Source organism: Culturomica sp. (assembly GCF_003524185.1).
Lineage (GTDB): Bacteria > Bacteroidota > Bacteroidia > Bacteroidales > Marinifilaceae > Culturomica > Culturomica massiliensis.
In genome coordinates, this window is the sequence record NZ_DOED01000011.1 from 126,322 (window position 1) to 151,029 (window position 24,708).

Annotated in this window: 24 protein-coding genes; 15 read left to right on the forward strand and 9 right to left on the reverse strand. The window is 43.4% G+C overall.

Annotated elements, in window-relative coordinates; all coding sequences use genetic code 11:
• Window positions 1-21: 21 nt before the first annotated feature.
• The 8 genes from DD657_RS04920 to DD657_RS04955 all read right to left on the reverse strand — a co-directional run bounded on the left by DD657_RS04920 (window position 22) and on the right by DD657_RS04955 (window position 8,175).
• Window positions 22-1,605: an AsmA family protein gene (locus DD657_RS04920; protein WP_287048784.1), complete on the reverse strand. Its 1,584-nt coding sequence runs from the start codon at window positions 1,603-1,605 to the stop codon at window positions 22-24.
• A gap of 82 nt (window positions 1,606-1,687) precedes the next feature.
• Complete coding sequence (locus DD657_RS04925) at window positions 1,688-2,686, reverse strand: DUF362 domain-containing protein (protein WP_021988537.1); 999 nt, start codon at window positions 2,684-2,686, stop codon at window positions 1,688-1,690.
• A gap of 16 nt (window positions 2,687-2,702) precedes the next feature.
• The gene (locus DD657_RS04930; RefSeq protein ID WP_287048786.1) at window positions 2,703-3,242 is read right to left on the reverse strand and encodes a flavodoxin family protein; all 540 of its coding nucleotides are present in this window, start codon (window positions 3,240-3,242) and stop codon (window positions 2,703-2,705) included.
• 332 nt (window positions 3,243-3,574) lie between these two features.
• Window positions 3,575-4,087, reverse strand: a complete 513-nt coding sequence (locus DD657_RS04935) for an ECF transporter S component (protein ID WP_118773303.1) — start codon at window positions 4,085-4,087, stop codon at window positions 3,575-3,577.
• A gap of 9 nt (window positions 4,088-4,096) precedes the next feature.
• On the reverse strand, window positions 4,097-4,552 hold the full coding sequence (locus DD657_RS04940) for a DUF1893 domain-containing protein (RefSeq protein WP_502696215.1): 456 nt from the start codon (window positions 4,550-4,552) through the stop codon (window positions 4,097-4,099).
• A 12-nt stretch (window positions 4,553-4,564) separates the two neighbouring features.
• Complete coding sequence (locus DD657_RS04945; protein ID WP_287048790.1) at window positions 4,565-5,968, reverse strand: aldo/keto reductase; 1,404 nt, start codon at window positions 5,966-5,968, stop codon at window positions 4,565-4,567.
• A gap of 11 nt (window positions 5,969-5,979) precedes the next feature.
• Entirely contained in the window at window positions 5,980-7,482 is a 1,503-nt protein-coding gene (locus DD657_RS04950; RefSeq protein ID WP_287048791.1) for a 4Fe-4S binding protein, read from the reverse strand.
• A 9-nt stretch (window positions 7,483-7,491) separates the two neighbouring features.
• A complete protein-coding gene (locus DD657_RS04955) occupies window positions 7,492-8,175 on the reverse strand; it encodes a flavodoxin (protein ID WP_021988531.1) in 684 nt (227 codons plus the stop codon).
• A gap of 481 nt (window positions 8,176-8,656) precedes the next feature.
• Here DD657_RS04955 and DD657_RS04960 point away from each other — a divergent pair, with 481 nt between their 5' ends.
• From DD657_RS04960 to DD657_RS04985, 6 genes are all read left to right on the forward strand, one after another.
• Entirely contained in the window at window positions 8,657-9,223 is a 567-nt protein-coding gene (locus DD657_RS04960; protein WP_068689136.1) for a sugar O-acetyltransferase, read from the forward strand.
• Window positions 9,224-9,536: 313 nt separating this feature from the next.
• Window positions 9,537-11,321: a TonB-dependent receptor gene (locus DD657_RS04965; protein ID WP_502696216.1), complete on the forward strand. Its 1,785-nt coding sequence runs from the start codon at window positions 9,537-9,539 to the stop codon at window positions 11,319-11,321.
• A gap of 115 nt (window positions 11,322-11,436) precedes the next feature.
• Window positions 11,437-12,201 carry a DUF5131 family protein gene (locus tag DD657_RS04970; RefSeq protein ID WP_021988528.1) on the forward strand — a complete coding sequence of 255 codons (765 nt, stop codon included), beginning with the start codon at window positions 11,437-11,439 and terminating at the stop codon, window positions 12,199-12,201.
• Window positions 12,202-12,290: 89 nt separating this feature from the next.
• On the forward strand, window positions 12,291-12,740 hold the full coding sequence (locus tag DD657_RS04975) for a GNAT family N-acetyltransferase (protein WP_287048793.1): 450 nt from the start codon (window positions 12,291-12,293) through the stop codon (window positions 12,738-12,740).
• Window positions 12,741-12,742: 2 nt separating this feature from the next.
• Complete coding sequence (locus DD657_RS04980; RefSeq protein ID WP_068692078.1) at window positions 12,743-13,315, forward strand: DNA-3-methyladenine glycosylase I; 573 nt, start codon at window positions 12,743-12,745, stop codon at window positions 13,313-13,315.
• Window positions 13,316-13,572: 257 nt separating this feature from the next.
• Complete coding sequence (locus DD657_RS04985; protein WP_068689129.1) at window positions 13,573-14,349, forward strand: class I SAM-dependent methyltransferase; 777 nt, start codon at window positions 13,573-13,575, stop codon at window positions 14,347-14,349.
• A gap of 83 nt (window positions 14,350-14,432) precedes the next feature.
• Here DD657_RS04985 and DD657_RS04990 read toward each other — a convergent pair whose 3' ends face one another.
• Entirely contained in the window at window positions 14,433-15,215 is a 783-nt protein-coding gene (locus tag DD657_RS04990) for a hypothetical protein (protein WP_287048794.1), read from the reverse strand.
• A gap of 981 nt (window positions 15,216-16,196) precedes the next feature.
• On the opposite strand from DD657_RS04990, the gene DD657_RS04995 reads away from it, so the two are divergent.
• The 9 genes from DD657_RS04995 to DD657_RS05040 all read left to right on the forward strand — a co-directional run bounded on the left by DD657_RS04995 (window position 16,197) and on the right by DD657_RS05040 (window position 24,647).
• Window positions 16,197-16,523, forward strand: coding sequence for an ArsR/SmtB family transcription factor (locus DD657_RS04995; protein WP_021988523.1), 327 nt, complete (start codon window positions 16,197-16,199; stop codon window positions 16,521-16,523).
• Window positions 16,524-16,671: 148 nt separating this feature from the next.
• Window positions 16,672-17,106: a nitrophenyl compound nitroreductase subunit ArsF family protein gene (locus DD657_RS05000; RefSeq protein ID WP_021988522.1), complete on the forward strand. Its 435-nt coding sequence runs from the start codon at window positions 16,672-16,674 to the stop codon at window positions 17,104-17,106.
• 4 nt (window positions 17,107-17,110) lie between these two features.
• Window positions 17,111-17,818 carry an aromatic aminobenezylarsenical efflux permease ArsG family transporter gene (locus DD657_RS05005; protein ID WP_118773299.1) on the forward strand — a complete coding sequence of 236 codons (708 nt, stop codon included), beginning with the start codon at window positions 17,111-17,113 and terminating at the stop codon, window positions 17,816-17,818.
• Between the two features lie 11 nt (window positions 17,819-17,829).
• A complete protein-coding gene (locus DD657_RS05010; RefSeq protein ID WP_021988520.1) occupies window positions 17,830-18,063 on the forward strand; it encodes a thioredoxin family protein in 234 nt (77 codons plus the stop codon).
• Window positions 18,064-18,073: 10 nt separating this feature from the next.
• Complete coding sequence (locus tag DD657_RS05015) at window positions 18,074-19,414, forward strand: permease (RefSeq protein ID WP_287048798.1); 1,341 nt, start codon at window positions 18,074-18,076, stop codon at window positions 19,412-19,414.
• A 1,180-nt stretch (window positions 19,415-20,594) separates the two neighbouring features.
• Complete coding sequence (locus DD657_RS05025) at window positions 20,595-21,338, forward strand: hypothetical protein (RefSeq protein WP_287048800.1); 744 nt, start codon at window positions 20,595-20,597, stop codon at window positions 21,336-21,338.
• A gap of 185 nt (window positions 21,339-21,523) precedes the next feature.
• Complete coding sequence (locus DD657_RS05030; RefSeq protein WP_287048802.1) at window positions 21,524-22,651, forward strand: site-specific integrase; 1,128 nt, start codon at window positions 21,524-21,526, stop codon at window positions 22,649-22,651.
• A 40-nt stretch (window positions 22,652-22,691) separates the two neighbouring features.
• Window positions 22,692-24,098 carry an ATP-binding protein gene (locus tag DD657_RS05035; RefSeq protein WP_287048804.1) on the forward strand — a complete coding sequence of 469 codons (1,407 nt, stop codon included), beginning with the start codon at window positions 22,692-22,694 and terminating at the stop codon, window positions 24,096-24,098.
• A gap of 396 nt (window positions 24,099-24,494) precedes the next feature.
• Window positions 24,495-24,647: a hypothetical protein gene (locus tag DD657_RS05040; RefSeq protein WP_287048806.1), complete on the forward strand. Its 153-nt coding sequence runs from the start codon at window positions 24,495-24,497 to the stop codon at window positions 24,645-24,647.
• Window positions 24,648-24,708 lie beyond the last annotated feature (61 nt).

Sequence of the window (24,708 nt, forward strand, 5' to 3'; positions counted from 1 at the left end):
CAATCCTATTTTCCGGCAAAATTAGAGTCCGACAGATTTTTTTAGTCCCTCGAGCATTATTTTCCAAAGGTAATTGAACTGGGAACGATAGGGATCTCTTTCGGCCCAGCCCTCTCCTTTCCGTATTCCCCGGTGATCCGGGTTATTTTCCTTTACAATCATTCCATTAGCCAAAGTTGTAAGAAACGAACTGGTCTGAAGCTTTCCGTCCTTTTCTTTCATTATACGAATCCGGAGCCTCTCATACAAAAACACCATATCTACCCGGGCTTTTTGCGAATTCCCTTTTATTTCAAATGTCATTTTCTCCAAATGTCCGGATGTGACCTTAATTTTTGCCAAAGGTTCCAGTATCGGATTTAAAACAGCTAAATTCAGAGGTCCCATCTCTCCGGCAATTTCAAAAGCCGGTTTTACAGAATCGGCCGGTAAACGGAAAACAGCCTGTATTTTCCCTTGATCCATCAGTCTACCTTCGGCCATTAAGGTATAAAAAGACTGTCCGGATGGAGGTCTGTTTGTCAGATCGTAAAATATTCCCCGCAAATCACCGAAAGCAATTCTTCCCGGTGAAAGTCCGTGTTTAGCCAACTCCAGGTATTCGACATCGACACGGTTCAGGGCAACCCTCCGGACAGCAAAAGGAAGAGAGAATTCCTGTACCGATTCGTAAAACAAACGTTTTACCCGAGCTTTCTGCTCAATCTGCCGATTTTTAAAACTACTGACAGAAGCCTTTTCCAAAGAAATACTATCGATAAATATAAACCGTTCAGACATCAGTTTTTGTAAACTGAACCCTTCCCCCCGCAATCCGGAGGCCTTGATTCGGGTCCAATCCGCATGTCCCGGGGCCTTTTCTGCAAATTCGTACATGCCATACCGGGGCATCAACCGGATATTTCCGACAGCAAAGCGGCCCTTTGCTCCTTGCAGTTTTAATGAATCGATTTCCAATACCTGTGAATTCTCTCCAAACGAATAGTGAAAGGAGGACAAAGCCATTTGTAAATCCCGGCAGGAAAAAGGTAAACCGGTGTTCCGGGAAAGCGTATTCATCTCCCAATCGTTTACTTCCCCGTTAAAATCCTGCAAACGGAATTCGGCGGAATCACGTTCTTCGATTTCACAGCAGTGGATATGACCGAGCCGGACAGCTATTTTTTGTATTTGTAACTGCAAGCGCGGTATATTCCGATCCATAGCCGAGATATCCCGGCTTTTCTTCAATATATCGGCCGACAGCCGCGAAACGTCCAATTCAACCCCCTTTGCCCGTAAGTAAATTACGGAATCTTTTTTTTTAAAACGAATGCCACGTATCCCCACTTTCTTAAGGTACCCCTCAGCAGTTACCAGAGGCAGCCCCTTTTGAAGGCCGGATCCTGTATCTGAACTGATTTTCACCTCTTTCAGCCATAACGAGCGACTGATCAACCGCAAAGAAACCGAACCAACTTCAGCCTTTACAGTCCCCCGGGTTACTTCATATATCTTTTTTTCAACGAGGTTCCTGATTTTACTTTCCAGTATCCATTGTACTCCGAAATATACAATGACAAGTGCAAAAATGACATAAACAACTATCCTGATTTTCTTTTTCATTCCTTCCGCCTGTTTCTATCCATAGAAACGGAAAAAAGGAAAAGAGGTTACTGTACCGCAACAATGATAAAATCAATGATTTTCACTTCAACTCCACCAATTCATACTTTTGGCTACCCAATCCGATCCGTTCGGCATAATCCAGCGTATGCATACCATGACGGGAATCTATGCGTTCAATCAGATGTATCTTTCCATGATCTTCCGATGCCCGAACCAAATCGGTGCATGCCTTATCGAGTGCCACCGGGTCAAGTGAGGCCAAAATACCAATATCCCCCATCTGCGGATCGGCCGGATTGGAATCACAATCGCAGTCTACCGACAAATTATTGGCCACACTAATGTATAGGATATTGTCGCCGCAATGCTGAATGACAGCTTGTGCCGCCTCGGCCATAGACTCCAAAAAATCATCCTGGGCGGGATTTCCCCAATCGGTTGTACTTGTCCCAGCCGAATGAATCAGGCGTTTCCCGTCAGAAGAAGCGATTCCGATTGAAATATTCTTGATCGCGCCTCCGAAACCGCCCATAGCATGTCCCTTAAAATGGGAAAGCACCACCGTAAAATCATAATTCAGATAATGAGAACCGACAATATCTTCCTTCAGATGTTTTCCGTTTTTAACCGGAAGCCTGACTTCTCCGTCAGCATCCATAATATCCACCGGAGCTATGGCTGTAAAACCATGATCTTCGGCTGCCTTAAAGTGAGATTCGGTATCCGAACGTCCGCCCCCGTAAGCGGTATTGCATTCCACAATCGTACCGTTGACCTTTTTTACCAGGTCTTTAATTAAAGCCGGTTGCAGAAAATTATGGCCTCCCGGCTCTCCCGTACTGAGTTTTACGGCTACTTTACCTTTTACCGGACGTCCCAGTGCTTCATAAATCCGGACCAGATTTCCGGCAGTGATGTCTTTACACAAGTATACTTTGGGAAATCCGGAAGTAACGCTATCCTCTCCTGTCTGTTCCGGGTCATTATTTATTACTTTTACCTGAGCAGGATGACAGGCATACATACCGAACGGCAACATAAAAACAAGTATTAATATATTCAACAAATTCCGTTTCATGATCTCATAAATTAAATCAGACCTGTTTTCCCATTTCATACGCTTCGTACATAGCGGGCTTATCTTTTATTTCCCCGACATGCCACACCCCCGTACCCAATACTACCCCTCTGACGAGAGGTTTTTTCAGACAATCGAGAAATCCCTGAAAGGTGTCGACGGTACGTTCCAGCAAGCGGGTATCTTCTTCTGCTGCAGTAACGATAAAATAAAATTCCTTGTTGCTCATCTCCGTATAAAGTCCGCAGCAACGGTCTATCAGCGTTTTCATCTGAGCGCTCATGGTATAAAAATAAACCGGGGTGGCCATGACAATCACGTCGGCTGTCAACATTTTCCCAATAATCCCGGCTGCATCGTCTTTCTGCGGACAAGGCTTTTTATGCAAACTACAAACACTGCATCCCATACAATAATGAACGGTTTTATCACCCAGAAAAATCTTTTCCGCTTCATTTCCCGCTTCAACAGTTCCCCGCATAAATTCATCGCAAAGGGTGTCGGAATTTCCGCCACGGCGCGGACTAGACGATAAAATCAATACTCTTTTTGCCATAATCGTTTATTTTATAAGTTTAAATTATTCTCTACAGATCAGTAACGGCTACTCTTTAAAATTATCAAGCAGCTTTCAGAATCATTTTACACAACAAAATTACGTTGTCCCGAGAAAAGTTTTAGTAGATGAATTACAGGTATTATAACCCCGATTACAGATTTTCGAAAAAGACCGGATAATATACCGAAAGTTATCAGAAATATATCCGGAAATGTAATTTCCGGATATATCAATTTCGGTTAATTCAGGCAGTAAGCCCGTAAATGCATTGTTGGAGGAGACCGGTATTTCCTGTATACCGGTAATCTCCCATCAACAACGATACCTTATCATTTACGAATAAAAAATTTAACAACGGCCCAACCGCCGAACACCTGCAACAACATGCCCGGTAATCCGATGCGGAAATCCTGTACGGCCAGGAAAAAATCACCTTTTATCCCCCATTCGCCCAATGTACCTATCGTCTGATAGATACCCACGACTGCGGCAAACAAAAGTAATGAAACTCTTTTGAAACGCATGGCAGCCAAGCCAGCAAGCAATGCCAGTAACACCGACTTGAACAAAATAACCGGTAATACCGCCACAGCAGGCATTCCGAAGAGAACGGAATTGAGCAGAGGGGAAACGACCGCTGTCAGCAATCCGACCCTCCAGCCGTATTTGTATGCTCCGATCAACGTAAAAAAATAAATAGGCAACCACTGTGCTCCTCCCTGCGGTACGAGGTGGCACAATTGCGGCAGTACGATATTCCCCGCCATAAACAAGGCGGCTGTCAGGTATGTTTTCGCATCCGTATACTCCAGCGAATAGAGTTTTACTGTTGTTGTCTGCATAATTTCCGATTATTGATTTTTAAATTGTATATTTATAAATTCTTCAATTTTTATCCGGCATTCCTCCGGTGTTTCCAGATTTTTACAACGAATTTCCAAAGGACACCAACCTGTCTGCATACGGTTGACGATATAGGATACTTCGTGTATGCAACCAACCCACAGGCCGGTTTTCCGGCAAAGCTCAAGAGCCGGAAAGCTGGCCACCCCTGCAAACAGCTCTTTCACCCCGCCCAGTATCATCAATGCCGCAGCCGCCTTACCGACAACCTTATCCGCAACAAAAGCCCCTTTCAAAAATTCCGGTTCCTCTTTCAACAGCCGGTACAAATCTTTCACGCCCCGTTCACGGAACACCCGAATGTCCTTGCCGTTACGAATCACACACGAACACTTTTCAGCAAACAGATATCCAATCAGGCTCTGCCGTTCTTCTTTCGTCATAAACCCCATCTCCTGTCCCATTGTATTCTACTTTCAGAATTCACGTCCTTGTTTCAAGTCTTCCACAAACCTGTCGATACGTTGCATTTCCTCGGGTATACGGATGTTCTGCGGACAATGATGTACACATTGGTTACATCCGATACAATGATCGGCCTGCCGCAAACGCGGTACCGAACGGTCGTATCCTACGAGGAAAGCCCGGCGTGCCTTCCGGTAACCGGCATCCTGAGACGAAGAAGGCATATTACCTTCGTTGATACATTTGTTGAAATGCAGTAATATTCCCGGAATATCCAGTCCATAAGGACAGGGCATACAGTATTTGCAATCATTACAGGGAATCGTCGGGTAGCGCAGCAGAGCCTGAGCTGTTTCTTCCAAAAATTCCATGTCTGCTTCAGTCAGCGGGTCCAAGGGCGCAAAAGTACGCAGATTATCCTGCAGATGTTCCATATAAGTCATACCGCTCAACACAGTCAACACCCCGGGAAACGATCCGGCAAACCGGAATGCCCATGAAGCCACACTTTCGTCGGGACGCCGCTGCTTAAGCTTGGCAGCTATGTGATCGTGTACATTTGAAAGCCGCCCGCCCAGCAAAGGTTCCATGATAACCGCCGGAATATTCAGTTTGGCAAGTTCACCGTAAAGATATTCGGCATCGGTGTTACGCGTATTGACTTCCTTCGCATGTTTCCAGTCGACGTAATTAAGCTGTATTTGCACGAAGTCCCACTTGTATTTTTCGTGCTGCGACAGCAAATAGTCGAATACCCGTATATCACCGTGGTAGGAAAAACCGAGATTACGGATACGTCCCGCCTCACGTTCGGTCATCAGAAAGTCGAGTATTCCGTTATCGATATAACGCGCCTCCAATTCAGCCATGCCATTTCCCATCCCTACGCCGTGCAGCAACATATAGTCGATATAATCGACCTGCAATTCCCTGAATGAATTGTGATACATTTTCAGGGACTCCTCCCGGGTCCAGGTCGATGGAGCAAAATTCGACAACTTGGTAGCAATGAAAAATTTATCGCGCGGATACCGTTTGAGCGCTATCCCGGTTGCCCGTTCCGACCGTCCTTTGCAATAAGCCGGCGACGTATCGAAATAATTCACACCGTGTCCGATGGCAAAATCCACCAAACGGTTCACCGTTTCCTGATCAATAGGCTCATCTCCCCCGGGAAGAGTAGGCCAGCGCATACAGCCGTACCCCAATAACGATACTTTTTCTCCCGTCTTCGGATTGGTGCGGAAAGTCATCCTATCGACCGGAATATCACCCAAAGCCGAACGATCACCCGAAACCGAATTCTTTCCAGAGTTACAGCCGGTCAACGCAACGGTCGAAACAGCCGCCCCTATGCCAAGACGTTTGAGAAACTCCCGGCGGTCTATTTGATTTTTCTTATTTTTCTCTTCCATTACCTGTAATTTTAAATCACTCTGTGACATTCATGACCTTCGACATAAATAGCACTGAACGGACGTGCCGGACAAAGATTCTCACAGGCACCGCACCCGATACAACGCTCGACATTCACAACCGGTATTTTAGGCGAATCCGGCACATCCGGATCGGATGCGACCATCGTAATGGCCCCGACAGGACAATGACGTGCACAATTTCCACAATCCACACCATCAGTCAGGGACACGCAATTTTCTTTTATCCACACGGCATGTCCAACCTGAATAGCCGATTTATCGGCAGTCGTAATTTTCAGAATAGCTCCTGCGGGACAAACTTCACCACACTTCACACATTCGGGCCGGCAATAGCCCCGCTCATACGAAGCCTCTGGCTGCATCAGCGTTCCCGGTTTACCCGACGGACGCAATACCTGATTGGGACATACCGAAACGCAAAGCTGACAACCCGTGCAATGAGCTGCCATATTACGAAGCCCCTGTGCACCGGGCGGTACAACCGGTGTCGTCCGGTTCGGAATCTTCTTTGCAGTAATAACAGCCAATCCGCCATCCACCTTTTTTTCCTGTGCCCGGACAAGCGATGTCGTGCTGAACAATGCGGCAATAGCAAGAAAACCGCGACGCGAAATTCCATCCGCCTCTATCTCCGCAGTTGTCTGTTTTCTTTTTTTCATGCTGTGGCACAAAGCATAAGAAATCGCACCTCTATGACACTTACCGATGCAATCCATACAAACGACACAACGGCTGTAATCAATCACATGCGTTTTGGTATCAATACACGCCGCTTTACAATTCCGGGCACAAAGAGTACAGCCGTTACACTTCGACTGATCGATTACGGGCCGGAAAAGTGAGAAACGGGCCAAAAAACCCAAGACAGTACCTACGGGACAGATCGTATTACAATACGTACGACCGTTACGCCATGCCAAAACCGCCAGGACAACGAAAGAAACGATAGCGACAACAAGCGTTGCCGTGTTCTTTATCCATACGTCAACCGAATAAAAAGCATAGCTATTGACCCGTTCGGCCATATAAGCCAAACCATTATTTCCCCATTGCCAGAACGGAGCAAACAAATCAGACGCTATTCGTCCGTAAGCACTATAAGGGGCCAGCAAAGCCACCAGTGAGCCGATACCGGCAATCAAGGCAACGACAAAAATTCCCAATACCCCATACCGTAACCACGATAAAGCAGGAGAATAGGTATAACGGTTTTTTTTACGTCTTTTTCCCAACCGACCCCAGATATCCTGCATTACCCCCAACGGACAGATCACTGAACAATATACCCGGCCAAACAGCAAGGTCAGTATCACCAGCGCAGCCACTACACCGATATTTACGGCCAGCACGGCAGGTAAAAACTGTACTTTCGCCAACCAGCCGAACCAAACATGTATCGTTCCTGTAAAATCCAGAAAAAGTAACGTAATCAGTAGAAAACAGACAATAGCAAGCGCTATTCTTATTTTTCGTAATACATTCGATTTCATCGTTATATTTTAATGTTTCAATAAATTCTGCTTTTCCAGCCAATTCCGCACGGTCTGCCGGGCCTCGGGCACATCCCGTCCGGCAACTGACAACCCGCGCACCACACGGGCGTTTTTCTCCATTCCGGTGATTGTCTCCACGGAACGCGAAAAGCGGCTGCCGCCGTGAGTACAGAACGGAATCACTGTCTTTCCGCTAAAATCATACTCTTCGAAAAAGGTATAAATCGCCATCGGCATATCATACCACCAGTTGGGATACCCCACAAAAATGACATCATAATCTTTTAAATTTTCAATATGCGTGACCAACCGGGGATGTTCTCCGGCTTCGGCTTCCCGTTTAGCCTCGTCGATCAATTCCTTGTGCGAACCCGGATAATTTCTTTCGGTTTTGATGGCAAACAGGTCTCCGCCCGTAGCCTCAGCTATCATTCCGGCGATATACTCCGTGTTGCCATACACCTTACCGTGGGCGACAACCCGGCTTGCCCCCGACGAAGCATCAACACCATCCGTTTCAGGCCAGGTAAAATAAGCGACAAGCACCTTACTGTCCGTCGAAGAAGCGGAAGTCTCTGCTGCTTTTAAAGCAGAAGCTTCCACCGTTTCTGCTTTCCCTCCCTTCGGGACACACAACGAGGTTACTGCAGCCAGTCCCGCTATACCGATAATTAAACAAACTTTTTTCATATCTTTGATTTTATTGTTTATTTTCAACAAAAATACCTGTATTCTATCAATATCATGGTATACAAATTACAGATTATTATACCCATATTACAGGTATAAATCCGTATGTAATACGTCTATCGCCCCTCCAATATCTCCCGGTAACGATTCGCCGATCTGTGCAACCGCACCAATCAAAGTTATCAGAACCATAATACCATACAAACCAACCGGAAAACATCCCGGTTAGCGACGAATGCACAAAATCTGTAATTCGGGTAAAATCATCCGTAATCCGTCTACAAAGGAAACGAATCGATCTCTTTATTTTTGCAATACGAAAATCAGAAACCGTTCGGCCGGTTAAAAATTAAAAACAAGAATTACAAAGAATATAATATACAGGGTTTGACTGAAACCAATCCGTTTAATGCTCATGCCATACAAAACAATAATAGTATAAAACAAAACACTTTCGTTTCCTCAATTAAAATAATACATTATGAAAAAGAATATCTTTGAACGCTCACTTGCAGGAGAACCCATCTCTCTGAACGACCCCGAAAATGATAAAATGCAGGAAGCCCTGGAACATGCCCGAATCGTAACGAGCGAACTCAACACCTCTTACCACGAACCGGAGGAAGCTCTGAACCTCATCCGTTTGCTGGGTGCCGAAATCGATAAAACCGCTATGATCCGTCTGCCGTTCTATACCGATTTCGGTAAGTTTATCAGAATAGGTAAACACGTATTCATAAATCAGGCCTGTATTTTCATGGACCGGGGCGGCATTACGATTGAAGAAAATACTAAAATCGGACCGCGTGTAAATCTGATTACGGAAAATCACGGTTTGAAATCTTCCGAAAGGCATATCCTCACCTCCCGTCCTATCTTTATTGGCCGAAACGTATGGATCGGTGCTGCTGCAACCGTTTTACCGGGAGTAACCATCGGAGAAAATTCCGTCGTTGCAGCGGGGGCCGTCGTCAGCCGGGACGTTCCTCCCAATACGGTTGTCGCCGGTGTACCTGCCGAAATAGTAAAAGAGATTCCCGGAGAATAAACGGGAACACTTCAGAAAACTCTGTCCGGCAATTGCCGGTACAAAAGGCTTTTCGAGTCCTTCCAAACGGAATACGGCAGCTTATAATAACAAATGATGTTTTTCCCAAAAAAGACAAATTACACTTATCTTTACACGGCGTATAGGTTTACTGAACAGCTAAAATAAAATTCACCCCATGATTCGAAATTTTACAAGCAAAATAAGGATAAAGAAAAAACGGACTGTTGTTTTAATGTTCTGCACACTTATCGGAACGGCAGTGGATGTAAAAGCCGAAAGCGATACTTCCCGTATTGTCCGTAATTTTACCATGGAAGAAGTAGTCGTAACGGGCACCCGTAATGAGACGGATATCCGTCATCTGCCGATGACGGTTTCTGTCGTAAACCGTTCCCAGATAGAAAAACGTTACGAGCCCTCGTTACTTCCGATACTTACGGAGCAAATCCCGGGACTTTTCACGACCAGCCGGGGCATAATGGGTTACGGAGTATCTACGGGAGCCGCCGGAGGCATAAGCCTGCGCGGCATCGGTGGCAGCCCGACTACCGGATTATTGGTATTGATCGACGGACATCCCCAATACATGGGATTGATGGGACATCCCATTGCCGATGCCTACCAATCGATGCTGGCCGAACGGGTTGAAGTACTGCGCGGTCCGGCCTCCGTACTTTATGGCTCAAATGCGATGGGCGGGGTTATCAATATCGTCACCCGGAAACAACAGCAGGACGGAATAAAAACCGGTGTCAATATAAGTGCCGGTTCGTACGGAACATTACAAAGCGAACTGTCCAACCGCATCAGAAAAGGCCGTTTCAGCAGTGTCGTGACAGGTTCTTACAACCGGACCGACGGACACCGGCCGGATATGGGTTTCGAACAATACGGCGGATACGCCAAAGCGGGATACGACTTTACCTCCCACTGGAAATTGTGGGGCGATGTAAATATTACTCATTTCAACGCTTCCAATCCGGGGACTACCGATGCTCCGTATATTGACAACGACTCGCGCATCACCCGTGGTATGACTTCGTTCGCTTTAGAAAATCATTATGCAAAAACTTCCGGAACATTGAGCTTTTTTTATAACTGGGGACGTCATAAAATAAATGACGGTTATCATCCTGGAGAAGAGCCGCAAAAATCGCATTTCAACTCCAAAGATCAAATGTACGGCATTTCCTGGTATCAGAGCGCGACATTGTTCAGCGGCAATCGCCTGACAACGGGTTTCGATTACCAGCATTTCGGAGGAGAATCATGGAATAAGGTTTTAGCTTCGGGAGAACGTGAACCCGGTGTCGACAAGCAAATGGACGAATTCGCCGGATATGTCGATTTTCGCCAGGATATCGGAAAGCGATTATCGCTGAACGCCGGCGTGCGTATAGATCACCATTCACACGTAGGTACAGAAATTATTCCGCAAGGCGGTCTGGCCGTTCATCTCCCCCGGAACGCAGAACTGAAAGCCATGGCAAGTAAAGGGTTCCGGAACCCGACCATCCGGGAAATGTATATGTTTCCGCCACAAAATCCGGATTTGCGTCCCGAGCGTTTGATGAATTACGAACTCTCGTTCTCGCAGAAACTATTGAAAAATACTTTTTATTACGGTATAAATCTGTATTATATCGACGGAGATAATATGATTACGGTAGACCGTACTTCAGGCAAACCGTTGAATGTAAATACCGGGGAGACCGAAAACTGGGGAGTTGAGATCAATTTTTCCTACCGCCTCCATCCGCAATGGAACCTGTCTGCCAATTACAGTTGGCTGAATATGGAAAATCCGGTGATAGCAGCCCCGGAACACAAGTTATTTGCCAGAGCCGATTTCACCAAAGGCCGCTGGAGCGCATCGACAGGCCTGCAATATGTGAAAAACCTGTATACTGCGGTAACACCAAAGGAAATCACGGAAGATTTCGTACTTTGGAACATCAGGGCAAATTACCGACTGACCCGCCATGCCCATTTGTTCGTCAAAGGTGAAAACCTGCTGGCCCAACATTACGAAGTCAACGCCGGCTTTCCCATGCCCAAAGCAACATTCATGGGTGGCATAAATATTAATTTTTAATCACCGGATAAAGTAAAAAGATTATCCGTACATTTGACGACCGGATCATTTACGAATAGCCCCAAAACGGAACTGTTTACGAAATTACCGGATCAATTGCAAAATAAGAATCCTGATGCCAACGAATGCCATTGCCTCAAAATCTGTCATGTGGAACCTGTGGCACGGTTGCCACAAGGTAAGTCCCGGTTGCCAGCATTGTTACGTTTATCGCGGCGATGCCAAACGAGACGTAAACAGTTCGGTGGTAACACAAACGAAAAATTTCGATCTGCCCATACGAAAAAAACGCAACGGAGAGTACAAAATCCCTCCCGGGACACTCGTATATACCTGTTTTACCTCCGATTTTTTCGTCGAAGATGCCGATGTGTGGCGTTCCCAAGCCTGGGAAATGATACGACTGCGCAATGATCTCAATTTCTTGATGATCACCAAACGGATAGACCGCTTTTCCCGTTGTCTGCCTGCAGACTGGGGAGACGGATACGACAATGTCACCATTTGCTGTACAATCGAAAACCAAGCCTGTGCCGATTACCGTCTGCCAATCTACCAGACCGCCCCCATCAGGCATAAAATCATCATCTGCGAACCGCTTCTGGAACGGATCGACCTGCACCCTTACCGCATCGGCGAATGGATCGAACAGGTCGTTGCAGGCGGCGAATCCGGCTATAACTCCCGTCCCTGTGATTTCGACTGGGTAATGGAACTCCGGAACATCTGCATAAAAAACAACATCGCTTTCTGGTTCAAACAAACCGGGGCAAAATTCATCAAAGACGGCCAACTCTACCACATCAAGCGCCAATTTCAACACTCCCAAGCCCGCAAAGCCGGTATCAACTTCGAACACCACCCCCAAACCTTACAGTAAAAAGCACCCGGGGGACGGGGCAAATGTGCTACTTGAAGACAGAGTAATTTTTATTAATTTTGCAACATAGTTTATTAATATACAGCAACATGAGCTTTTGCATTAATCAAATAACTAACAATAAGAAACAATACATCGACCTGCTGTTGCTTGCCGACGAACAGGAATCTATGATAGATCGTTATCTGGAACGGGGCGATATGTTTGCACTTGAGGATAATGGTATTAAAGCGGTTTGTGTGGTTACGGATGAGAAGGATGGTGTTTGTGAACTCAAGAATATTGCAGTTACCTCCGAATTCCAAAGGCAGGGATACGGCAAGAAGTTGATAAATCACCTTCTTGTCCACTATGCGGGAAAATATACCCAAATGTTGGTCGGAACAGGTGATGTGCCGAGCACAATCGGATTCTACAACAGTTGTGGGTTTGAGTACTCCCATCGGATCGAAAATTTTTTCACCGACAATTACGACCATCCGATACTTGAGGATGGTGTGTTACTTAAAGATATGATTTATCTGAAACGAAGGATATGATTATGCAAGATATTGTAAACGGACGCTGCGGTTGGTGCGGAACCGACGAGCTTTATGTGAAATACCACGACGAAGAATGGGGACGATTAGTTACTGATGATAAAACGCTTTTTGAATTTCTTGTACTGGAAAGTGCCCAAGCCGGACTGAGTTGGATCACTATTCTCAGAAAAAGAGAAGGCTACCGCAAAGCATTTTGCGACTTTGATGCCGAGAAGGTGGCACAAATGACCGACGAAGATGTGGAACGGTTGATGCAATTCGACGGCATTGTAAAAAACCGCCTGAAAATCAAGGCAACCATTACCAACGCAAGGCTGTTCCTCGCAGTGCAGAAAGAATTCGGCAATTTTTATGATTACACGCTCTCTTTCTTTCCCGACAGGAAACCGATAGTCAATACTTTTAGCTCATTGAACAAGATCCCGGTATCTTCTCCCGAATCGGACGCGATGAGCAAGGATATGAAAAAGCGTGGATTCAAATTCTTCGGCTCGACGATTTGTTATGCACATTTGCAGGCCGCAGGGTTTATTAACGATCACCTGACCGATTGTATTTGCCGAAAAAAATAATCTTGCAATACAACTTGTTGTTTGTTAGTGAATTATTTTGCAAACTGAGAAATGTACGCTACCTTTGTAGCGATGACAAAAACATTCTATTGGGATATTGTTTAATAAGCAGTCTGTGTTTTGACACGGATTGTTCTTTTGTTTGCATTCGGATACTCTTCCGATAGCAGTTTTCTATTATAATAATTCAAGTTTAATTTGTGCACAGTAAGCAGGTATTGTTATGCTTTTGCCTGTGCGCAAAACACATTAAAACAATGAGTAACGAAAATAAAACAATCAGCCAATTCGAATTGAATCTAATCTGCGAATATTTTTCCAATCTCGAACGACAAGGGCCAGGTAGTCCCGAAGCAACACTTAAAGCATTGAGTTTTATCGACAATCTGACCGAAAATTCCCGCATTGCCGATATTGGTTGCGGAACGGGAGGTCAGACAATGGTGCTGGCTCAAAATATTCCGGGCCATATTACAGGACTCGATCTGTTTCCCGATTTTATCACCCTTTTCAACCGCAATGCCGGAAGGCTCAGTCTGCAAGAACGGGTAAAAGGCATTGTCGGGTCGATGGAAGAAGCTCTTCCCTTCAAGAAAGAATCATTGGACCTCATCTGGTCGGAAGGAGCTATCTGTAATATCGGTTTCGAGCAGGGGTTGCGTCAGTGGTATGAATACCTCAAACAAGGAGGCTACATTGCCGTTACCGAACCATCGTGGTTTACCGGCGAACGTCCTTCTGAGATTAACAATTTCTGGATGGCGGCAGAACCCGGCATAGATACGATTCCCCGAAAGGTTTCTCAAATGCAGAGAGCCGGATACGTTCCGGTGGCAACCTTTATTCTACCCGAAAACTGCTGGACGGAACACTATTTTGCTCCGCAAGCCGCAGTGCGCGAGAAGATTTTAAAAAAGTACGCAGGTAATCAGGCGGTTGCAGACTTCATTGCTTTCAGCCGACAGGAAGAAGAGCTATACCGCAAATATAAAGCCTTTTACGGATATGTTTTCTATATCGGCAAGAAGATTTAGAGTTACCGGATAACCAATTTCGCTCCCTGTTTTTTACAAAGAGACGGGGAGCGTTTGTTATTGATTATTCGTTCATAATCAGATTATTCCGTATATTTTATGGTTCGTTTCGTCAAAATTTTGAAGCGGCCGTCTACTTGAGTTTTGCTTTCTGTCCAGTTACCACGGTCATCATAACCGGAATAAGAATTAGTATATACCGTGGTATCACCATCCTCAATATGTATCTCTTCTATTACATGGTCATAAGAGTCATATTTATACATACGAAGCACACTGAAGGTATTTGAACTGTCTTTCGTCACGCTCTTGAATTCATCACTCACACTCAATAATTTCCATTTTGTAATGTTGTTATTCTTGTCGGCCCATGCCTCTTTTTTTTCGTATCCCCACTTTCCCTTCCCGGAATAACAACGATATTTTCCCGAAGTTCTGACTTGTTCTTCCCAAATCTCGCTGCCATTATCTATTTTGTATTTCACGGTGTTGTTGTTCCGGGAAACAAATTCATAAACAAGAGCGGCATAAGTTCCATCTGACTGGCGTATCCGGGAACTACTCCACAAAAGCGTATCGCCACTATATAGATACTCTTCTATCTGGAAAGGAACAGAATCCATTCCCAAATACTCATATTGGCTCGTGATATTTCCCCAATCATCAAAACCGATGATTGTGATATGACCAATTTTGTCCGGGGTTCTCAGGGTGTCATAAGAGTACTTGAAACGATATACCGTATCCCGCAAACTCGTGACCTTTCCTTTCAGACCCATATACTTCCGGGGTGTATAGTTTTCACTACACGCTGTTAACATTAAAAGCAATATCCATCCGGAAAGGATAACTATTGTCGTTCTCATATTTTTTCTGTTCCAGGTAATTTTTAATTTCGGGATTCGCTTGGCGGCAATGGGAAAGCGCAGATGTAAAACCTGCTTATTTTAATCTCATCCCTATTGTTTACATATTTCAAATTGGTACCATTGCGTTACTTTGTATTAGAGTGTATCTCCGAATGATTCGTAAACCTACTTTCAAAAAACCTGAAATGAAACCATCCTTTCAATAGCCAATCGGTGATAGCGAAATCTTGCCGATTTTCCGGTTTACACATTTGAATCAGTGCAATTATGATAATATTAAATCATCGAATATTGCCAAATATTACTTTCAGCAAAGATAATCAACATTGTCAGCAAAAACTTATCATACAGGATGCAATTTATATTATGAATTGTTTTAAATCAATATTCTTAATTTAAACAAATTTATCTCACTTCTTTTCAACTGTTTCAATATAATTAATCAATCTCTAAAGTCGGTTGATTTTCTTCTGCAAGAGTACAAGGATTTCGAGTGACCCGAAATATTTTAAGTACGCTGAAAACAAGGAATGTAAAAAGAGAAAAATTACGGTAATTTTCTTTTTTTCTCTGATAAACATCTTTTATATGGAGAAAATAAATAAGGCAACGCTTTGAAGAAATTTACTCTTTTTGTGGAATCCAAAGAAAGAAATTTTTCCAAATTCACAGGGCTTAGCATTGACGTTTCAGCCCCGGGATATACCTTTGTGTTAAAACCACTTGTTACTATTCCTTTTCTGGTGTTCTTATGATTATAAGCAGTGATAGCTTCTTTTTATTCGCGGTCTTCCCGGCTCACTATCTGATCTAAGGAGTAAATTAAAATACATACGTAGCGGAATTTTAAATTCGGGCAGGCTGACCGATACAGACACAACGAAAGAAGGGAAATAAAATTCTAAAAAGAAATTCAACATATTATTTTGCTATATAAAATATTGTTCGTTATTTTGCGAACAACAAATAAGAATAGACATGGAAAACAAAGAATATACAACGAAGCAAGAACAAATAGCCCGCTTTGCAAAAGCGATGGGACATCCGGCACGAATTGCAATACTTAACTTTTTGGCCAAACAAGATTGTTGTTTTTTCGGCGATATACACGAAGTATTGCCTATTTCCAAAGCAACGGTATCGCAACATTTGAAAGAGTTGAAAGACGCAGGCCTGATACAAGGAGAGATAGAAACACCGAAAGTGAAATATTGCATCAATCGTGAAAATTGGAAAATTGCCTCTATACTTTTTGCCGAGTTTTTCGGGCAATGTGTATGCAAGAAAGAAAGTTGTTGCGAATAGCGGCAATTTTTTTAGTTCGAATGTTCGTAGTTTGGCGAAATACAAACATCTAAAATACAATGAAAAAGGCAATCTATTTATCAATGAGCAGAGCATTATTTTGATGAATTGATAACCCAAATAACAAAAACCCATTAAATCAAGTGAAATGAAAAATGTAATTTTATTGATGGCCATGTACCTCGGACTGTTTGCATGTGGCAATGGTAATGCAAAAGGAAATAAAGCAACAGAAGAGCAATCTAAAAAAGACCGTGTGGAAGTATTGTATTTTCACGGCAAACAACGGTGTGCCACTTGCATGGCGATAGAAAAGCATGCCAAAGAAGCGATCGAAATGACATTTGCCGATGAATTGAAAAACGGAACGGTAGTTTTCAAATCAATCGACATTTCAAAAGCAGAAAATGAAAAGATTGCCGAAAAATACGAGGTTACCTGGTCGTCTCTGTTCGTCAGCAAATGGAAAGACGGCAAAGAGAGTTACGAGAATCTGACCGAGTACGCTTTTGCCAATGCCCGAACTACTCCCGACGCATTTAAAAGCAAAGTAATCGAGCAAGTCAGAGCCTTACTGAAATAGAGCTATGGAGTGGTTACAGACATTATTGGATAGCAGCACAACACCTGTATTGACGGCTTTTCTGCTGGGACTGCTCACGGCGGTTTCTCCGTGTCCGCTGGCAACGAATATCGCCGCAATCGGATTTATCGGTAAAGACATTGAAAATCGCCGCCGGATTTTCCTGAACGGTTTGCTGTACACGCTCGGTCGTGTGCTCGCTTACACGGTGTTGGGTATCGTATTGATACTGATACTCAAAGAGGGTTCCAGCTTATTCGGTATTCAAAAGTTCATCGGGAAATACGGAGAGCTTATTCTCGGACCGGCATTGTTGATTATCGGTTTATTCATGCTGGCCGGCAGCAAACTCAAACTGCCCTCTTTCGGTTTCAAAGGCAACGGCGAGGGCCTGGCACGCAAAGGAAACTGGGGTGCGCTCCTGCTCGGAGTGTTGTTCGCAATGGCATTCTGCCCCACAAGCGGAGTTTTCTACTTCGGAATGCTGATCCCGATGTCGGCCACGGCGACCGCAGGGTATCTTCTCCCCGTGCTTTTCGCCGTGGCTACCGCACTGCCTGTTTTGGCCGTCGCTTGGATTCTGGCATTCAGCGTACAACATATCAGCAATTTTTACGGTAAGATGCAGATCATTCAAAAATGGCTGAATTGGATCGTAGGAGGTCTGTTCGTAATTATCGGTATGTATTATTGTGTAATGATGTATTTATAAAAAATAGAAATATGGAAATCAGAGTTTTGGGAACAGGTTGCGCCAAATGCAAGACAACCTATCAGGCAATCGAAAAAGTAATCAACGAGAATAATCTCGATGTGAAACTTATGAAAGTAGAGGATATTGTGGAGATCCTCAATTCCGGCGTGATGGCTACTCCGGCTGTCATGGTGGACGGTGTGATTAAAATCAAAGGGTACGTCCCCTCCGAAAGCGAAATAAAACAGCTACTCGGCATTTAACAATGTGGCTATGGATACGAAAAAAGAACTGAAAATCCTCTTGTGGGTTGTCATCGTCTTTGCAGCCGTGTTCTTCATGCCGCTCGGTAGTGAGCGGTTTATGACAGCCGTGGATGCCACACTCGACCTTACAAAATGGTATGCGCAGGAACATGTCGTATTGTGTCTGCTGCCTGCTTTCTTCATTGCTGGTGTAATTGCCGTATTCGTCAGTCAGGGTTCGGTACTCAAATATTTCGGTGCGAATGCGAAAAAGTGGCTCTCCTACACGGTGGCTGCCGTTTCGGGAGGTATTCTTGCCGTATGTTCGTGTACGATTCTGCCTCTCTTTACAAGCATCTATAAACGGGGGGCAGGCTTGGGGCCAGCTATTGCATTCCTCTATTCCGGTCCGGCAATCAGTATTCTGTCTATTATTCTGACCGCCCGGATTCTAGGTATGGAGATGGGTATTGCCCGTATAATCGGTGCCGTGCTTTTTTCCGTCGTTATCGGATTGCTGATGTCTTTTTTTTTCCGTAAGGAAGAAAAAGCCAAAAAAGAAGAGCAGATGAACATCGTTCCACCCCCCGAAAAACGACCGATATGGCAAACCTCCTTCCACTTTTTTACATTGGTGCTTATTCTCGTATTTACAAATTGGGGTGCACCTGCCGCATCCGATACAGGACTATGGTATACTATCTTTGCTTATAAGTGGTATATCACCGGAGCGTTATCGCTTCTGTTGTGCTGGTCGCTAATCAGGATATTGAAATTGTGTACCCTGTGGGTGTTGCTCGGAGCTATGGTGACGGCCGTTTCCATAATTCCCGCCAGCCTGTTCATCGACAATGCTAAATTGGTTCCGCTCGTGCCGATGATAGTGGCTATCACCGCACTCTCCATAATCCTGCTTTTCGACAAACGGGACGAAGAAAATCGAGAATGGGTTTTCTCTTCCTGGGGTTTTGCCAAACAGATATTACCGTTGTTGGCTATCGGCGTGGTTACGGCGGGTTTCCTTTTAGGTTCTACGCATGACAATACGGCTATCGCAGGTATTATCCCGAATAGCTGGATCGAATGGGCGGTCGGCGGAAATTCGCTGCTATCCAACTTTTTCGCAAGTTTTACGGGGGCATTCATGTACTTCGCCACCCTGACTGAAGTACCTATCATTCAGGGATTACTAGCTTCCGGCATGGGTAAAGGCCCTGCTTTGGCTTTGTTGTTAGCCGGACCATCGCTCTCTCTGCCGAATATGCTGGTTATTCGTGGTGTGTTAGGAACAAAGAAAACCGTCGTTTATGTGGCACTCGTCATCTTAATGGCAACGATTTCGGGGTTTGTATTTGGAAATATCTTTTAGGATACAATGAAAAGGACATTCTCCTTAACCATAGGTCTGTTGCTTGGTATTCAAGTTTGTTCCGCCTTTTGAGCGGAACAAACTTTCCAGATTACAGGGAAATCCATATTAACAGCATTTACAAATTATAAAACTGGACTTGGTAATATAAACGATGTTTCCGGATTTAACCTGGAGCACACTTTTATAGGATGTGTCAGAATTTCGCCTAACTTTCAAAACTGGAAAGGTCTTGGACAAAAGCGAAATAATTATTTATTGATTAGCGTAGAAGTAAAAATATAAAAATGAAAATACGGGTTCTTTGTACAGGCAACAGTTGTCGCAGTCAAATGGCTCACGGCTTTTTGTAATCATTCGATATGACTTAGTATCGCCAGGTATCCAAGGAGGTAAAAAAGACTCAAAATTTGTGATGCTGGTTGGAACGCTCTTAGGAACGCTCTATGTTATGTATAAAACAGTGAACCTTAAAACTCTAATTCAATACAGGAACGCCAAAGTTATTTTCGGGGTTACAGGGTTGGTTACGAGTAGTGGAACGGACAATTTGCATTTAGTCTGCAATTATAGAACTTTATTTTCTATGTTCGCAGAACTAATGCAGATTTTTCATATTATCAAACCAGTGGAGAATTTTGTCAATACAGTTTCGAAAATAAAAAAACGTCAGTTTATTGACGAATTTAATATAAAAATCGTCAGTTAATCTTTCGTTTTTACCCCCCCCCGAGGCTGTCTAGTAAGTCTCCTTTTAATCAGTTTACCCCTGTTACAATTATCTGTAACAGAGGCAAATTTCTTTTTTTTAACTCGTTAGACAGCCACCTTTTATTAAATCCTGAAAACCAGTTTCATCTGTTGTGATTTCGAAAATTATTTCCGTAATTTGTTCGTGTGCAAATTCCATAATAATTCATTTTTGAAAGTTGCTTTACAAAAATAACAAAATTGGGATTTACACACCTTTTGGAATACTATCATAAAAAATAGAGCTTTTCCTCTCTAATTAGTATATTAGCTATAATACCAATTTATTTGCGGAAAATTTTCTATCTTTGAAAATGCTAGTTGCTGATATGTACGTAATCATACTTAGAGTATTTTTCTATATACTGTTCATTTTCGTATAAAATGCACAGTATGTTTGTTGAAAAATATTTAATTTTATTTCAATTATATGAACGATTTTCTTATTACTCACGGGTGGAAAATTTTAACAGTTTGTATCTCCGCGATTCCTACAATTATCTTGTTTACTATAAAAGGGAGGATTTCTCACTGGTTTAATAGAGACTTAGAATCTCATCGTGCAGAACTAGATAGGAAAAGTAGACAAATACAATCAAGTCTTGATACGCAATTAGAGACTATGAGAATAGAGTTCGGATTGATCCAATCAGAAAGGCTACAAATACTTAAAGAAGCATGTGGTAGATTAACAGAAATACTAAATCAAATAAATACTATAGCCTCTTATTATAAATATGACTGCAAAGAAAATGTAGATTATGATAAAAAATGTCTTTCTGATGGAAATGAATGTAGGAATGATTGTATTATAAACTATTGGGATAAAATTATCTCATTCGACAAATATACTCGACAAACTAATGACTTCCTTGAAAACAATCAGATGTTCTTTCCTATGGAAGTTACGATAAAACACATGGAAATCATTGCTCTAGTATATAATTTAAGAAAAGAAGCCTATGATATAAATCATAACCTTAATAATACTTCCAAGGAAAAAGCATTAGGTTCTTTTCGGCTTTTTTATCAATTTGACAAAAGTGAAATAACCGAATTACGAAATGATCTAATAAATGAATATAGACTTTTGATAGGGGTTTCTCCGCTAAAATCTTATTCAGTAAATGATTATCGATTATTGCAAACCTATGAGAAAAACAAAAAGAATTAAATTTCTAAAGAATAAGTTTAAATTCTATATAATTTATATTTGATAATTATGAATAAATATTTTTAAATAAACAATCAGTGGGTTAAATCATGGGATATGCTTGAAGCTAAAAATATAAAGTTTTAAATATCACCTTGGTAACACTCTTAGGAGAATCCCAGGCGGATCACGGAAAGATACGCCAGATGGCAGTCAAACTATGTCAAACCTTTCTAAACTACTGTTTTAGAAAGGTTTTTTCTTTTCCGGCAAGTCTGATCGGAGCCACGAAAAAGCCACCTAAAGAGGTAAAGGTGAAGAAGCTGTCATTCGACGATATTATAGACGAGTTTCTCAAGCAGAAGCAGTTGTCGGAACCACGGGAGCGGCATTACCGTGTCCTTCAGCGTGCGTTGCATCGCTTCGAGTTGTATCAACGTCTGACCGGTAAGAAATCTTACAAGTTCTCATTTGATACCTGCAAAACAGAGGATGTCTATGCTTTCGAGGCTTTTCTTCGAGCTGAGCCGGAATTATATGACCAGTATCCGAATATCTACAAGTCTTTCCCTTCCATCACCCACAAGACGCACAAGGTCAAACGCCCCAAACCGAGAGGCGATAACTACATGGTGACTTTTACGAAGCGTTTCAAAGCTTTGTTCCATTGGTGCCATGCCCAAGGAATCACCATGAATAATCCTTTTGCAAAATATGTGAGTGCCGTCTATGAGAAATACGGCACTCCTATCTACATTAAGGATGAGGAAGTATTGCAGCTTGCCGATTTCGATTTCTCCTACAATAAGCATCTTGACACACAGAGGGATATATTCATTTTTCAATGTTGCATCGGTTGCCGCGTAGGTGATATGATGAAGATGACACCTGCCAATGTAATCAATGGTGGCGTGGAATACATCGCTTCTAAAACCGCTGAGGAACGCCCGGAAACAATTCGAGTTCCGTTATCGGACAGGGCGTTCATCATTGACAAACATCGTGAGGAGGTTAAGGATGGCCGGTTGCTTCCGTTTATATCCCAACAGAAGTATAATGAGGCAATCAAAGAAATCTTTGAAGCGGCAGGAATAACACGCCTCGTCACACGCCTCAATCCGACAACCGGCATCGAAGAACAGGTGCCTATCAATACCATTGCAACCAGCCACATGGCTCGGCGAACCTTTGTAGGCAACCTCTACAAGAAGGTGAAAGACCAGAATCTTGTAGGCGCGTTGAGCGGACACTCCGTAGGCAGCAAGGCTTTCGCAAGATACCGTGAGATAGACGAGGAAATGAAGCGTGAGCTTGTCAATGTCATGGGGTATTGAAATAGATACAGTTATAGCATATATTTGCTAAATTTGCATTATGAACAACGAGAATCATAACACTGAATATAAGCGGATTTGGAAAGACGAGTACCTTAAGTGGGTATGCGGCTTCGCTAATGCGCAGGGTGGAAAGATATATATTGGCATTGATGATGATATGTCTGACGTTGGCGTTACGCATCTGCATCAGCTGCTGGAGGATATTCCCAACAAAATTGTGACGATGTTAGGTATCGTTCCTTCCATCAGCCATATAGAGCGTGACGGGAAAGATATAATCGAGATTGACATTGAGCAGTCCAACATTCCTATCTCTTATAAAGGAGCTTTCTATATGCGGAGCGGCGCGACCAATCAAGAGCTGCGAGGACTGGCTTTACAACAATTTCTAATGAAAAAATTCGGCAGAAGCTGGGAAGATATGCCCTGTTATGGCGCGACGATTGACGATATAGACCCGGAGGCAATCCGGTATTTCTTGAAGAAAGGTATCAAGGAGAAGCGGATGTCTCTCGATGCAGAGAATTCCACGCCGGAGGAGGTTATTTCAAATTTAGGACTTATGGAGGAAGGTGTACCTTGCAATGGTGCCATTCTGCTTTTTGGCAAACACCCTCAACGGCGTTTCGTTACATCAAGTTTCAAAATAGGGCGTTTCGGCTCTACCAATTTTGATCTGTTAAGTCAGGAGATTGTTGATGGCAACCTCATACAGATGCCGGAAAGAGTGATGCGGGTTCTGGACGAAAAGTTTCTGATACGCCCCATTCACTATGAGGGCTTGCAGCGCATAGAGCCGCTTGAACTTCCGGAAGAGGCATTGCGCGAGATAATATGCAACTCTATAGTTCACCGCGACCATCAGGGCACATGGACGCAGATGAGCGTTTACAGCGATCATATTCGGCTTTGGAACGAAGGAAAGTTGCCTGATGATTTATCTGTTGAGAAGCTCATGGGCAAGCATACTTCTCAGCCTCGTAATCCCAAAATGGCAGAGGCATTCTATCGAGCCGGATTCATCGAGGCATGGGGTCGTGGTATTGAGAAGATAGTAAACGGATTCTCGGCTGACGGCCTTACTCTACCGACATTCTCTATTGAGCAGGGCGGTGTTACCGTCTATATACCCCGCGAGAAATTCGTGGCAATTAATTTAGGTGGCACAACCGACATCGAGCAGTTCAAAGGTTCAGAGAACACCGGTACGAACCGAACAGAAACCGAACAGAAACCGAACAGAAACCGAACAGAAACCGAACAGAAAGAGCGGATTGTCGAATTAATGAAAGCAACCCCGATGATAACGAGAGCAGAACTATCAAACGTGTTAGGCCTGCATGAAAGTAGTGTCCAGCGACGCCTCGATGCTCTTGCGAAGGAGGGCAGAATCCGGCGCATCGGTCCGGACAAAGGCGGTTCATGGGAAGTAATCGATCAATAGTTCGCAGTAGAATCATAGTTAAAGATTTTAACAATATACCATTGATAATCCGACAATTCGATGTTTCGAGTTGTCGAATTTTTATTTGACAAGTGTGTATGTCTGATTGCCGAATTATGGCAAATATTTTCAGGCTGTTATATTTAGTTTCCGATGTCTGATATTCCGTACAGAGAGTTGAACCCATTATCTGGCAACTTGCTCCATATATAAATATAATCTCCTTTCTTATAGTTACTTAAAAGCATTACATGGCTATTGGCAAACCGTTTTTGGCATTGTAACTTTGCGAAAAAATCAAACAATTACGCAATCATTTTGCGCAGAGAAAAACCATAACCATCTAACAATTTAATGTTTTATAACAAACAAGATTCAAGTAAAAAACAAACTACTATGGTCATCATGAATATTGATGATCTCAAAGAGGCCTTCACAGCCTGGAACCAGGAACAGATTAAGGCTAATGCACCTAAGGAAGAAACCTACATCACCGCCAAGGAAACCGCCAAAATGCTCGGCGTGACTTTATCAACCTTATGGAGATAGGATAATGACAGGTATCTGGAGAAAATCAAGATAGGTAATAAAGTAAGATACCGCCTGTCGG